Source organism: Psychrobacter sp. SCQQ22 (assembly GCF_015864605.1).
Lineage (GTDB): Bacteria > Pseudomonadota > Gammaproteobacteria > Pseudomonadales > Moraxellaceae > Psychrobacter > Psychrobacter fozii.
In genome coordinates this window covers 198,205-211,286 of sequence record NZ_JADYWZ010000001.1, presented here as the reverse complement: position 1 = coordinate 211,286, position 13,082 = coordinate 198,205, and the positions used below count along the sequence as shown (strand labels likewise).

The 13,082-nt window shown below is 43.1% G+C and carries 12 protein-coding genes; 2 read left to right on the top strand and 10 right to left on the bottom strand.

Going from position 1 to position 13,082, the window contains the following annotated elements; translation table 11 throughout:
• Positions 1–60: 60 nt before the first annotated feature.
• From I6E84_RS00920 to I6E84_RS00900, 5 genes are all read right to left on the bottom strand, one after another.
• Positions 61–1,002, bottom strand: a complete 942-nt coding sequence (locus I6E84_RS00920; protein WP_197215547.1) for a hypothetical protein — start codon at positions 1,000–1,002, stop codon at positions 61–63.
• A 56-nt stretch (positions 1,003–1,058) separates the two neighbouring features.
• Positions 1,059–2,012, bottom strand: a complete 954-nt coding sequence (locus I6E84_RS00915; protein ID WP_197215545.1) for a uroporphyrinogen-III synthase — start codon at positions 2,010–2,012, stop codon at positions 1,059–1,061.
• Between the two features lie 97 nt (positions 2,013–2,109).
• Positions 2,110–3,144 carry a hydroxymethylbilane synthase gene (gene hemC / locus I6E84_RS00910; protein ID WP_197215543.1) on the bottom strand — a complete coding sequence of 345 codons (1,035 nt, stop codon included), beginning with the start codon at positions 3,142–3,144 and terminating at the stop codon, positions 2,110–2,112.
• Between the two features lie 280 nt (positions 3,145–3,424).
• Positions 3,425–4,162 (bottom strand): LytR/AlgR family response regulator transcription factor, encoded by a 738-nt coding sequence (locus tag I6E84_RS00905; protein ID WP_110922044.1) that lies wholly within the window; start codon positions 4,160–4,162, stop codon positions 3,425–3,427.
• A gap of 324 nt (positions 4,163–4,486) precedes the next feature.
• Entirely contained in the window at positions 4,487–5,533 is a 1,047-nt protein-coding gene (locus I6E84_RS00900) for a histidine kinase (RefSeq protein WP_227681254.1), read from the bottom strand.
• 206 nt (positions 5,534–5,739) lie between these two features.
• On the opposite strand from I6E84_RS00900, the gene argH reads away from it, so the two are divergent.
• Together argH and I6E84_RS00890 are read left to right on the top strand one after the other, a co-directional pair.
• Positions 5,740–7,113, top strand: coding sequence for an argininosuccinate lyase (argH, locus tag I6E84_RS00895; RefSeq protein ID WP_197215956.1), 1,374 nt, complete (start codon positions 5,740–5,742; stop codon positions 7,111–7,113).
• A gap of 140 nt (positions 7,114–7,253) precedes the next feature.
• Positions 7,254–7,544 (top strand): oxidative damage protection protein, encoded by a 291-nt coding sequence (locus I6E84_RS00890; protein ID WP_110922046.1) that lies wholly within the window; start codon positions 7,254–7,256, stop codon positions 7,542–7,544.
• Positions 7,545–7,633: 89 nt separating this feature from the next.
• Here I6E84_RS00890 and phoU read toward each other — a convergent pair whose 3' ends face one another.
• From phoU to pstS, 5 genes are all read right to left on the bottom strand, one after another.
• Positions 7,634–8,428: a phosphate signaling complex protein PhoU gene (gene phoU, locus I6E84_RS00885; RefSeq protein WP_197215539.1), complete on the bottom strand. Its 795-nt coding sequence runs from the start codon at positions 8,426–8,428 to the stop codon at positions 7,634–7,636.
• Positions 8,429–8,546: 118 nt separating this feature from the next.
• Entirely contained in the window at positions 8,547–9,305 is a 759-nt protein-coding gene (pstB, locus tag I6E84_RS00880; protein WP_227681276.1) for a phosphate ABC transporter ATP-binding protein PstB, read from the bottom strand.
• Between the two features lie 256 nt (positions 9,306–9,561).
• Complete coding sequence (pstA, locus tag I6E84_RS00875) at positions 9,562–10,476, bottom strand: phosphate ABC transporter permease PstA (RefSeq protein WP_197215534.1); 915 nt, start codon at positions 10,474–10,476, stop codon at positions 9,562–9,564.
• Between the two features lie 99 nt (positions 10,477–10,575).
• Positions 10,576–11,529 (bottom strand): phosphate ABC transporter permease subunit PstC, encoded by a 954-nt coding sequence (gene pstC, locus I6E84_RS00870; protein WP_197215532.1) that lies wholly within the window; start codon positions 11,527–11,529, stop codon positions 10,576–10,578.
• A gap of 174 nt (positions 11,530–11,703) precedes the next feature.
• Positions 11,704–12,861, bottom strand: coding sequence for a phosphate ABC transporter substrate-binding protein PstS (gene pstS, locus I6E84_RS00865; RefSeq protein WP_197215530.1), 1,158 nt, complete (start codon positions 12,859–12,861; stop codon positions 11,704–11,706).
• Positions 12,862–13,082: the final 221 nt, after the last annotated feature.

Sequence of the window (13,082 nt, the reverse complement as noted above, 5' to 3'; positions counted from 1 at the left end):
ATGTCATTTCTCTTATTCTTTGTATTAATAAATTTTTGGCACAATAGGGTCTGTTGAACATTAACGTTTTGGTTGATCTAAAATCTGTGTCGTCAACAATGGTGTTGGTTTTGGTGCATTGGCAATTAATCGATCTAACCAATCTATAACTTCTGGAATATTCGCAGGTGATGATTTGGTCTGTACATTGGTCTCGTTGACCGCTTTTTTTGTACTTGCCAATGCTGGCTTGTCTGAATTTTTTGGCTCTAGACTTTGGGGTACTAGACTCTGCAATTGCTTTCGCGCTTGCGTCAAATAGCTGATAAATTGATCTTGCTCACGCATATTACTGGCTTGATTTGCTAGATTCAATGTCATGATGACTTCATGAATCACGAGCTGTCTACGTGTTAGACCTGCATTATTATCGGTGGTTTTCGTCGGAGTCGCCGTACTAGTCGCACGCTCATGACTGTGCAAAAAATCTTGAATGTTTTGGATGGCTAAGTTTTGTAGCTGCCAAGGACTGGGTTGCGAGCTTCTGGCTTGTAGACGCTCGATATCTTTCATCAAGCTTTGTTTAATAACGATGGTCAGCGCTGGTGCAACCTCATTACTACTTTGTGAAAGCTGCCAATGTAACCCTCTCAGCAACTCAATCGCTGCATTATCATTATTATCTACCAATAACCTATCAGCGGCTTGTATTTGAATACGTAATAAGTCTAGCTGGTTTTGAGCTTGACTGCTAACAGTCGCACTAGGTTTCGGTAATGTCTGTTGACTCATCGAAAATAAGCGATCATCCATCTCGTTAAGACGACTGGTAATTTGCTCATTGCTTTGTAAGCGATCATTGACGTTATTTTGAAAACGCTGTTGACTGATATAAAGCCAAAACAACGCAGCAACCAGCAACAAAATAACGAACCATTGCAGTCGCACCAACAACATATTTGCTTGCCGGCGTTGTTGAACAGCCGAAGGTTCCTTAGGTAACGATTCAGAATTAATTGACATAAGGCAACGCCGTTATTGGTAGATTTAAATATAGTTAGAATAAAGAATGCAAAAAATTAATGTTTAGATCTGATCGCAGCGAGGATAGTTTCTGGCGCCAAGTCTTCCACACGCCAATAATATAGTTGCTGCTCTGCAACCATATTAGCTAAGCGCTCGCCTAGTACCACATACGCAAAATCTGCTAGCTCAAGTGGTCGAAGAACTGTATCCGCAGCTGGTTCTAGGCCCTTCTCTGCCACAGCGGTAACGATAGTTTCCCAATGCTCAAAAGCAGCACCACTGCTGACTACTACAATTGGCTTTAGCTGCTCTAATCGAGATATATCTTGTACAGAATGCTCTGTTAGAAAACCTTGTAGCCACTGCTCATATTGCGCGCTTGCCTCTACAGGCATTTTTCGCTCATACCAAGCAATGCTATCGACATGGACACCGCGCGCCTGTAATGCATCAACTAATAGTCGTCGTCCACCTAGTCCACGCCATACCAGCAGCTTATCACCTGCCTGCAAACTCTCAATCTCAAGCATCGCCAACATACCTTCGTTATTGGCAACTTCAGGCTGTCGCACCTGATACTCTAACTCATGAGCAAGGCTATTACTTAAGACAGCCGCCGTCGCCTCACCAACAGCAATGATATGGCTTGGTGCTTTTAAAGGTGCATCTATTTGATCATTCTCGTCATATTGTACTTGATTCTCATGCTCCAGCATTTGCCAGACAGCTAACCCTGCAGCGGCCGCCGTTGGGCTAACGATAACAAGTGCCTTATAAGCCCCTGCTAGCCATTTCTGCATCAATATCATGTCATCATTAGTCATTGGGCGCGACTGTAGCGCCAACATTGGCATCTCAACCACACTCAACCCTGCCGCTTGTAAGTGCTGCGTCAGTGGTGTCGACCGCTCTACTGGGCGAGTATTGATGACGACTTGTGCTAGCAACAGATGGGCATCCGTTGCCTGACCTTTATGCACAGATTTGGCGTAAATTGACGATGACATAGACGTACCATGACAAAAGACTGATAAAGATGGCTTAACCATCCATCAAAATAAACAGTAAAGGTGTTATGGCTAAGCCAATAAAAATACTGACGTATTATTCAGGATGATAAATCGCTGATAAGATATCACCAGCGCCATCAGCAAGCAGTAATTTTGCTACATCAATACCAAGTTGATTGGCCTGTATTTCTTGCTCTTCTTGCGTACCGACTAATGTGACACGCTTTTCTGCCTTTAATAACTGGCTACCATCGGCTTGACCTACTCGACCACGGAGCCACAACACATTGCCATTGTCGTTATTACCGTTATCGCCATTATCATCGTTATTGCCATCTGTTTCACTAGCCATTTGCAAGACAGCATAGGCCGCAATCGGCACTTGGCAACCACCCTCTAGATGACGGTTTAGCGCTCGCTCTGCGATAAGGCGAATACGGGCTTTATCATCATTAAGCGGTGCTAGTAGCTTTAATACTTCATCGTCACCTTCACGGCATTCAATTGCTAGCGCACCTTGTCCAACTGCAGGTAAGCAAGCATCAATTTCAAGCTCACCGCGTATACGCTCATCCAGCTCAATGCGCTGCAAGCCACTGGTCGCTAAAATAATCGCATCATACTCGCCCGCGTCTAGCTTACCCAAACGAGTACCAACATTACCGCGCAAAGTCTTGATCTGTAAGTCTGAGCGATAAGCTTTGATCTGACACTGACGACGCAAGCTAGACGTTCCCACTACTGCGCCTTTTGGCAACTCATCAATACTATTATAAGTATTAGAAACAAAAGCATCCGTAGGTGAAGCACGTTTACAATAGACACCTAGCGTCAACCCTTCAGGCAGCTGCATCGGCACATCCTTTAATGAATGGACTGCAATATCCGCTTGCTTGTCATACAACGCTTGCTCAAGCTCTTTGACAAATAATCCTTTGCCGCCAATTTTGGCCAACGGTGTGTCTAATATCTTGTCACCCTTAGTGACAATTTTGAGCAAGTTAATCGTTAATTCAGGATACATCTCTAATAACCGAGCACGAATATGCTCAGCTTGCCATAGTGCTAAAGGACTCTGACGTGTGGCTATGTTTAAAGTGGTCAATGCAGTTTGCTGCGAATTGCTCATAAAAGGCCTCAATAAGTTCGGTATTATTATGTTGGTGCTGTAATGTTGGGCTGTGCTGTCAGTGCTGCTCGTATCTGTACGGCATAATATCTTTGTAGTATGACACCCGTACTAAACAATGTGGAAACTTGCCTCAGAAAACGAGCGCTATACACCTGTTATAGTGAATACTGACGCAAAAAAATACCCCTATTTAAGCATAAATAAGGGTTTGATGATATGGGATGATTATTTCGCTATTAAAACAGCAAGTTACATTTTTTAAGTCACATGTTTTAAGTTACATACTTTGAATTTTGTCACGTAGTGCGGGCAAGTGGCGACGACTAACGGCTAGCGTCTCATCAATACCCTTGAAACGTATCTGATACTGCCCTGCATCTAACGTTTCTAAGTAATCTAAAAAGCTGAGATTGATAATTGCGTTACGATGCACACGAAACAGCCGATCTTCAAACTCTTGCTCAAGCTCTTTTAGCGTTTCATCAATCAGTACAATGCCATCTTTGTGGCGTACTTTGACATACTTTTGATCGGCCGTAAAATAGTAAATATCTTTAAGCTTAATAAGCTCTACACCTCGATGAGTACGAGCAGCAATATGTTCGCGTACTGGCCGTGCGGTGGGATCTTCTAGCTTACGAATTTCATTCAACTGAGCAGCATTTAGATTTTTAGCTTTATTCAGCGCTTCTACTAGTTCATCTTTATTAGCAGGCTTCAATAAGTAGCCAATCGCATTGGCTTTTAAAGCAGCAATTGCATAATGATCATAAGCCGTGACAAATATAATCGCTGGTGGGTGATCAAGTTGCGAAAGCTCTTGAGCACAGCGTACACCATCCATTTCAGGCATACGGATATCTAACAATATGATATCTGGCTGCTGCGTTTTAACAGCCATAATGGCTTCTTTACCTGTTGTTGCTTGAGCGACCACTTGATGACCTGACTCTTGTACAATTCGGACCAAACGCTCACGCGCTAGCGGTTCATCATCACAAACTACAATACGCATGCAAACTCCCATCCCTGGACAAACTTAATACTTTCAATAGACATTACAAACATACTATCACTCATTACCATTCGCTTAGCATAAAAATATTTAATAAAACCACAAATAAAAAATTCTATAATAACCGATAAATCAGGGCTAATAATAAATTTAATACGAGGCTATTTTTTGTATCTCGTTTTTCATGTTTATTTATTCACCATCAATAATAATGATTCTTAATCACTACTAAATACAAAGTAAAACAATAATATAGATATACGATGCAATATGTATGCCACGGTTATTTATAAGAAAAATAAAAAATAAGTAATGAAAAAATCATCATAGACTGACGTCTTGTAGCGGATAGTCAATAACAGTAATAATTTGGGTGTTGGTCACTGTGCTTTTAATATCAGCACTTTGACCGAAATAGGAACGTAAACGCTCAGCTTGAACATAAAAACTCATGTTTTGGCGTAAATCATGATTAATGATTAAGGTTCTTTTGGGAAGGTCGACACCAATTACAATCATAACCTGATGCTGCTGCCACGTTACTTTAATATTGATACAAATAATTTCAGTGGTCATCTCAACCACATTTAGCAGCATTCGTTCCAATATACTCTGCAGGGTTAAGGCATTGATAACCATGTCATACATAATGTCTTCGTCAGGTAGATCCCATGTCACCTCAAGCTTATCTGCCAAACGGCTAGCTTCAATCGCCAAATAATGCTCACATAGAGCGATCTCTTCTTCGAAGCTAATCTCGCGCGCCCCATTAAAGCTAGCACGGAATAGTGCGGAAACGTTCTGTAGCAAGGCAGCAGCTCGTGGTGGGTTGGATTCGATAAGTGACACAAGCGTGTTAATGGTATTAAAGAAAAAATGCGGGGAAAGACGCGCTTTGATGATATCGTTTTGGGCACTCAACTTGTGCTCAAATGACTGCTTAAGCGCATTCATCTCACGATAGCGGCGTAAGAAATACAGCAAAAATATCAAGGCAAAACCACCGGCACTCACGGTATCAATTAATATATCTGGAATGAACGTCTGATGATTGTACTCGACCCAACCCATATTAATCATAATAAGACTGATTAGCGTCATTGAAATGGCATAGGTAGTCATTAGTATACTGACTACATATACTGTAACTTTAGGGATGCTCATACTTTTAAAGATATGGCGCAGATAGTCAATGATATACAGCGATGGCATGATGCTCAAAATATTTTGGAGTAACCTGCTCGAGAGTTGCATCAAAAAATCTGCCCAAGTGGCGATCTCGTAACGATGCGTCACCGTTACGAATATCGACCAAAAAAAGACATACAACAGCCACTGCCAAACTTTCATGACATCCATGAGCTTGGGCATAAAAAACTCTAAGCGCTCCGCTAGCAAGGCTACCTCATCCTTTGCTATACTCGAGTTCTTATTCTCTTGACTTGTCTTGTACCGATATGAACGCCAATTCTTCAAACCTTAGTAATCCCGAATCAAATGTAACCGCATCTGTCTCTGATTCTAGCACAGATGCCTCTACAACAAGTAATAGCCCTGCAAGCGGTCAGGGTCAGCAAATGTGGGGCGGTCGCTTTAGTGAAGCGACAGACAGCTTCGTTGCTGCCTTTACCGCATCTGTTGGCTTTGACCAACGTTTTGCACGTCACGATATCCAAGGCTCGATCGCTCATGCGACCATGCTCAAAGAATGTGACATTCTGACTGCTGACGAAGTGGCCACTATCATCGATGGCCTGCAGCAAGTGTTGCGCGAGATTGAAGCCGGTGAATTTAACTGGTCAATCGCGCTCGAAGACGTACACATGAACGTCGAATCACGTCTGACTGACATTATAGGTGCGGTTGGTAAAAAACTCCATACTGGTCGTAGCCGTAACGATCAGGTAGCTACCGATATTCGTCTTTGGTTGCGTGAAGAGACGGATAACATCATAGCCCTATTGGTACGTTTGCAAAGTGGCTTGCTGGATTTGGCTGATCAACATACCGATACCATCATGCCAGGCTTTACCCATTTGCAAACGGCACAGCCCGTCAGCTTTGGCCATCACGTGATGGCATGGTTTGAGATGTTGTATCGCGATACTGAACGTTTGGTCGACGCGCGCCGCCGTATTAATCAGATGCCACTTGGTAGTGCGGCTCTAGCTGGTACAACGTTCCCAATCGATCGTACGATTACTGCTGAACTGCTTGGTTTCGAAGGTATCTGCCAAAACTCACTAGATGCCGTTTCTGACCGTGATTTTGCTATTGAGTTTACCTCTGCCGCCTCTATCCTTATGATGCACATGTCACGTATGAGTGAAGAGATTATTCTGTGGATGTCAGCGCAGTTTAACTTCGTGCAGATTCCAGATCGCTTCTGTACTGGCTCATCTATCATGCCGCAAAAGAAAAACCCTGATGTGCCTGAATTGGTACGCGGTAAAGCAGCACGTGTCTTTGGTCAACTGATGACCCTGCTTAGCCTGATGAAGAGTCAGCCACTGGCCTATAACAAAGACAATCAAGAAGACAAAGAGCCACTCTTTGATTGCGTCGATACCCTTACCGGCTGTTTATTGGCCTTCGGTGATATGCTACCTAACATCACGCCTAATAAAGAGAACATGCGTGCTGCCACGATGAAAGGCTACGCGACTGCCACTGACCTTGCAGATTATCTGGTACGCCAAGGTGTTGCGTTCCGTGACGCCCATGAAGTGGTTGGTAATGCGGTTGCTTTGGGTATCAAAGAAGGCGTTGATTTGAGCGATTTATCATTGGCACAGCTACAGCAGTTTAGCGATGCTATCGGTGATGATGTATTTGATTATCTCACGCTAGAAGGCTCATTAGCAGCCCGTGACCATTTAGGTGGTACTGCACCCAATCAAGTGAAAAAGGCTGTAATCAATGGTCGTGCTCGTTTGAAAGTTTTTGCCTAAAAGCGACTTTATAACCAAGTAGTTTATTACTCTAATAATTGAAAAACACCCGCTACTTAGGCGGGTGTTTTTGTTACCATAAGCAGGTAACGTCATGTAAAATATATTTATAAAGACCCATACATAATAAGGAACGCCTTATGACTGAGACTTTTAACCCTCAAGCCAATACTGTATTTTGCCGTAAATATAAGCAAGATTTGCCAAAGATGCCACACCCACCTTTCCCTAATAAGAAAGGTCAAGAGCTGCAAGAAACGGTATCTGATAAAGCTTGGAAAGAATGGATCGAACACCAAACCATGCTGATCAACGAAAACCATTTAAGCATGATGGATCCTGCCGCCAAAAAGTTCTTAACCGAACAACGTGATAAGTTTTTAGACAATGAAGACTATGAACGTGCGCAAGGTTGGACACCTGAAAGCTAGCCTTACCTTGCTTTCTGGTGTCAATCAAAAACGCGCTATTTTATATAGCGCGTTTTTGATTGACTCAAATACCAACTGAATAGTTTTTACTACTCATCATCACTGTCTGACGCACCGAAATCAGAAGCTGCCATTGTGGCTGATGTTACATTGACTTGGCGCGCCGCCATGCGGTCATTGGCTTCTTGTACGGCTTTTTCGACCAGTGCATAGTCAGAATGACGAACATCTTGACCACTACTATAGTTAATCACCAGCTCGGCGACATTCTGTGCATGATCGCCAATACGCTCAAGTGCACGCAAGACCCACATAATATTGATTACTTTTGAGACATGGCGTGAATCTTCCATAATATAGGTCATTAGTGCGCGAATAGCCGATTGATACTCATCGTTGACCACATTGTCATTACGCATGACCTCAAATGCTTGCTCGGCATTCGACTGACTAAAAGCCTCTAACGCATTATGGAGCATGAGGCGAACTTGATTACTTAGGTGCTGTACTTCTGAGTAGCCGTACGACAATTTACCTTGCGCGGCGATTTTATTTGCCATTTGGGCAATTTTTACGGCTTCATCACCAATACGTTCTAAATCAACCACGCCTTTACTGATGGACATGACCAAACGTAAATCACTGGCGGCAGGCTGGCGTTTTGCGACCAATAACAAAATATGCTCATCCAACTCTACTTCCATTCGATTTATCTCAAAATCTAAATCGATGACCTCTTGTGCCAACGTCTCATTTTTATCGATGAGCGCATGAATGGCTTGGGCCACTTGGTCCGCGGCCCTATCACCCATGTATAGAAACAACCGAATGGCTTCGTCAAGATCTTGGTCAAAACTTTTAGAGATATGCTTATCACTTTGCATAAGAGGTATTCCCTGAAATACATATATTAGTAACGCGATGAGATTTTTAGGTTAAATGAATTAGCTCACAAAACCTTATCAAACGTATCGAGCATTTTTCACTTATTAATGCTCAGTGTTAGCCATAACGACCTGTAATATAGTCTTCTGTCGCTTTTTGAACAGGCTTAGTAAATACTTGATCAGTCTCACCCATCTCAATCATATCGCCTAAATACATATAGACCGTATAGTCTGACACCCGCGCCGCTTGTTGCATGTTGTGAGTGACGATAGCAATGGTATAGTCATTTTTTAGGTCTTCGATCAAATCTTCGATCGCACCCGTCGAGATAGGATCTAACGCGGATGTCGGCTCATCGAGTAGTAATACTTCAGGCTTGGTCGCGACACTTCGTGCGATACATAAGCGCTGCTGCTGTCCGCCTGATAAAGACAATCCAGAAGCCTTTAGTTTGTCTTTTACTTCTGGCCATAATGCAGATTTCTTGAGTGCCCATTCCACGCGATTGTCTAGCTCAGCCTTGCTTAACTTTTCGTAGAGGCGTACACCAAAGGCCACATTGTCATAAATCGACATTGGGAATGGGGTTGGTTTTTGAAAGACCATGCCGACTTGGGCGCGTAGCAAATTCACATCGACGTCTTTACCCAATATATTATTGCCATCAAGGTTGATACTGCCTTCGGCACGCATACCTGGATACAAGTCGTACATACGATTAAAGGTACGTAATAGCGTGGATTTGCCACAACCTGATGGACCAATAAAAGCGGTTACTTTTTTATCAGGGATATCGATATTGATATTTTTTAGTGCTTGGAAATCACCATAATAAAAATTTAAATCACGAATCTGCATTTTTGCCGGCGGCATATTTTGCGGGAGATCATGAAGGGTTTGTTTGGTCAGGCTGGCAATATCGGGTTGCTGCATTTGTGTGCTCGTAGACATGGATCGATTCAATAAATTGCCAGTTGTCGTATTGAATGTATCAACCGTGCTTTTGGTGCGTGTTTTGCTTGCGACATCATTCATAATATTATCCAACCTAGCTTAATTGATTTCGTATAAGTGTGAGTAAATGCTTGGTATCTTGGTATCTTCGTGCTGTGTCATCTGACATCAGGCTTTATTTGACCTGACCTCTACTACCAATAAATCTCGCCAAAATATTGAGTACCAAGACAGAAGTAGTAATAAGGAGCGCCGCTGCCCACGCTAAAGTATGCCAGTTGTCATAAGGACTCATCGCAAACTGGTAGATCGTATTTGGTAAGTTGGCAAGAGGTTGACCCATATCAGTGCTGAAATACTGGTTGTTCAGCGCGGTAAATAGCAATGGTGCCGTCTCACCTGTGATTCTCGCAAAGGCCAATAACACCCCAGTCGTAAGTCCGGCTCTAGCAGCCTTGATCGTTACTTGCGTCACCATCTTCCACTTGGGTGTGCCCAATGCATAGGCTGCCTCACGAATGCTATTAGGAACCAGATTCAGCATATTCTCAGTCGTACGCACGACCACAGGGATGACAATCAATGCCAATGCCAATGCGCCCGCCCAACCAGAGAAACTTTGACCTTTTACCATGAGCGCATAAATAAACAGACCAATGACAATAGACGGTGCCGATAACAAAATATCATTTAAGAATCGCGTGACTTTACCAAGCATGCTACCTTGAGAAAACTCAGATAAATAAATACCTGTCATCAGTCCGATAGGTGCCCCGATAAACAATCCTGAAAACGCTAACATGACTGAACCGACAATCGCGTTGCGTAACCCGCCAGCACTCATCGGTGGCGGTGTATCAGCAGTAAAGATAGGCAGTTGCACCATGCCCTGAAAGCCTTCCACTAAAAGCGTAAGCAAAATCCAAAACAGCCAAAATAAACCGAAAACCATCGCCGCCATAGCAAACCCTAGACCCACTTTATTGGCCCAGCGGCGCTTATTATATAAGCTTCTGTTATAACGCCCTTCAAAACCTGTGTTCAGCGGTGACGGTGCATTGATTGCGTTGGTAGCATTGTTAGAAGGCATAAAATGTGTTTCCCGTATTTTTATCAATACCAATAACCATCGACACTTAACTGATTGATTCACTCGAACTGACTCAATCAAACTAAGGCAATCTAGCAACTAGCGATTACCTGCTTTTTTATCCATACTCATGAGCATCAGCTTAGCGAGCGATAGCACGATGAAGGTAATGACAAACAAGATTAAGCCCAGATGTAGTAAGGAAGCCAAATGTAGCTCACTCGACGCTTCTGCAAATTCATTCGCCAAGGCTGACGTAATCGTCACGCCTGACGTAAAGAGACTTGGACTGATGTTGAAGGCGTTACCAATCAAGAAAGTGACTGCCATCGTCTCGCCCAATGCACGACCCAATCCCAAAATGACGCCACCTACCACACCTGCTTTGGTATAAGGCAGGATAATCTTGAACATGACTTCCCAAGTGGTCGCACCCATTCCATAAGCCGACTCTTTCAACAGGTCTGGTACAACCGAAAAAACATCACGCATGGTGGCTGCGATAAACGGAATAATCATGATGGCAAGTACAAGGGATGCTGTGAACATACCTAGTCCCATTGGCGCACCTGCAAATAGTTTACCGATGATAGGCAGTGGGCCAATGTGCTCAATGAACCATGGCTGAATGTGATCACCAAAGAAAGGCGCAAAGACAAACAATCCCCACATACCGTAAATGATAGAAGGGATACCAGCCAATAGCTCAATAGCGATACCAAGGGGCTTTTTTAAGAACTTTGGGCACATCTCAGTTAAAAATATGGCAATACCAAAGCTGACTGGAACCGCAATTAAGATAGCAATAAACGATGTCACTAACGTGCCGTAAATAGGCGCTAATGCACCATACTCATTGGCAACTGTATCCCAGTTATTACTGGTATAAAAACCCAAACCAAATGCTTGAATGCTCGGCCATGCGCCGACTATCAATGAGATTAAAATACCACCTAAAGACATTAGAACAAGAATGGCAAAAGCTTTGGTTGCATTAACAAACAAAAAATCGTAACGTTTTTGTTTAGCCAATTGGGACCTTAAATCATTCATAAGTGTCTCAGCATTGAATAGGGTTGAGTCAAAATATTAGAAATCTTTATTGGGTTTTATCACAGCAAGCTTAGGCTCAAACTTACTGTGATAAAACCTCTCAAATAACTACCGGAGAATAATTACTCGAGAGGGTAACTCGTAACGTGCTAAAGCCGATTTAGCAGATACCAGTTACTGAGCTGGCTTGTAGACTGGTTGTCCATCGCTACCTTTTACGTCATTCCATTTGGCTTTGAATAAGGCAACAGCCGTATCAGAGAATGGAACGTAATCTAGTGCCATGGCATCATCGTCACCTTGGGTATAAGCCCAATCAAAGAAGTTCAGTACGCCAGCCACTTGCTGAGGATTCTCTGGTTGTTTATGTACTAAAATAAAGGTCGCAGCAGCGATAGGCCATGCTTGCTCAGTCTCAGAGTTGGTAATAACTTTATAAAAGCCTTCTTGCTGTGACCAGTCGATATCACCAGCCGCTGCAAAGGTTTCTGCAGAAGGTTGTACGAAGTTACCTGCGGCATTTTTCAGCGCTGTGTGTGACATTTTATTTTGCTTAGCGTAGGCATACTCAACGTAGCCGATAGAGTTTTTCATACGGTTTACGTAGCTTGATACGCCTTCGTTACCTTTACCGCCCGCACCGGTAGCAGAGGTTGGCCATTTCACAGTCTTATCAACGCCGACGCTGTCTTTCCAGTCCGTTGACACTTTTGCTAAATAATCAGTGAAGTTAAAGGTTGTACCTGAACCGTCTGAGCGGAATACGGTAGTAATAGCAGCATCAGGCAAGGTCAAATCTGGGTTCATTGCTTTGATAGCCGGATCATTCCAGTTGCTAATTTTGCCCAAATAGATGTCTGCTAACGTTGTACCGTCTAACTGTAATTGACCAGGCTCAACACCATCGATGTTTACGATAGGTACAACACCACCGATAACGGTTGGAAACTGAATCAAGCCTGCTTCGTCTAACTCTTCAGGCGTCATCGGTGCATCAGAAGCGCCGAAATCGACAGTTTTTGATTGAATTTGTTTGATACCACCAGATGAGCCAATTGATTGATAATTGACTTGACCACCAGTCGCACCATTGTAGTCATAAGACCATTTGGCATAGATAGGCTGCGGGAACGATGCGCCTGCACCCGTGATGTTCATTGCGATATTCTCAGCAGATTTAAAACCTGCTGTAGAAGAAGATGCTGTCTGAGTGGTTGCCTCAGTGCTGACAGCGCTACTATCAGCAGCTGACTCTGTCGTTTCAGTCGATTTATTACATGCCGTAAGCACTAATGTACAACTAACGGCCACTGCTAATAACGAATAACGCATGTAAGACTCCTAAAGTTTAACAACGATACAAAAAAGCATTGTTTGTGACATGCGTGCTATCTTGACAAGTTTTTATGACAGTTTAATGACAACCTTATGAATCTTTCATTTGCTGTAATAAATGTGCAATTTGAAAAGTCTTAGAAGAATAAAGATGCGCCTACTTATTACAGCGCATTTATTAAGTAATAATTAAAGAGCGCTTATCGAAGGGAGTTCAT

What these genes read in the sequence shown, in the direction of transcription:
- pstB (WP_227681276.1), bottom strand. Translation starts at nt 9,305, where the DNA reads ATGCCGCCGGCAAAAATGCAGATTCGTGATTTAAATTTTTATTATGGT.
- hemC (WP_197215543.1), bottom strand. Translation starts at nt 3,144, where the DNA reads ATGAGCAATTCGCAGCAAACTGCATTGACCACTTTAAACATAGCCACA.
- I6E84_RS00920 (WP_197215547.1), bottom strand. Translation starts at nt 1,002, where the DNA reads ATGTCAATTAATTCTGAATCGTTACCTAAGGAACCTTCGGCTGTTCAA.
- pstS (WP_197215530.1), bottom strand. Translation starts at nt 12,861, where the DNA reads ATGCGTTATTCGTTATTAGCAGTGGCCGTTAGTTGTACATTAGTGCTT.
- I6E84_RS00905 (WP_110922044.1), bottom strand. Translation starts at nt 4,162, where the DNA reads ATGCGTATTGTAGTTTGTGATGATGAACCGCTAGCGCGTGAGCGTTTG.
- I6E84_RS00900 (WP_227681254.1), bottom strand. Translation starts at nt 5,533, where the DNA reads ATGCCCAAGCTCATGGATGTCATGAAAGTTTGGCAGTGGCTGTTGTAT.
- I6E84_RS00915 (WP_197215545.1), bottom strand. Translation starts at nt 2,012, where the DNA reads ATGTCATCGTCAATTTACGCCAAATCTGTGCATAAAGGTCAGGCAACG.
- pstC (WP_197215532.1), bottom strand. Translation starts at nt 11,529, where the DNA reads ATGAATGATTTAAGGTCCCAATTGGCTAAACAAAAACGTTACGATTTT.
- pstA (WP_197215534.1), bottom strand. Translation starts at nt 10,476, where the DNA reads ATGCCTTCTAACAATGCTACCAACGCAATCAATGCACCGTCACCGCTG.
- I6E84_RS00890 (WP_110922046.1), top strand. Translation starts at nt 7,254, where the DNA reads ATGACTGAGACTTTTAACCCTCAAGCCAATACTGTATTTTGCCGTAAA.
- phoU (WP_197215539.1), bottom strand. Translation starts at nt 8,428, where the DNA reads ATGCAAAGTGATAAGCATATCTCTAAAAGTTTTGACCAAGATCTTGAC.
- argH (WP_197215956.1), top strand. Translation starts at nt 5,740, where the DNA reads ATGTGGGGCGGTCGCTTTAGTGAAGCGACAGACAGCTTCGTTGCTGCC.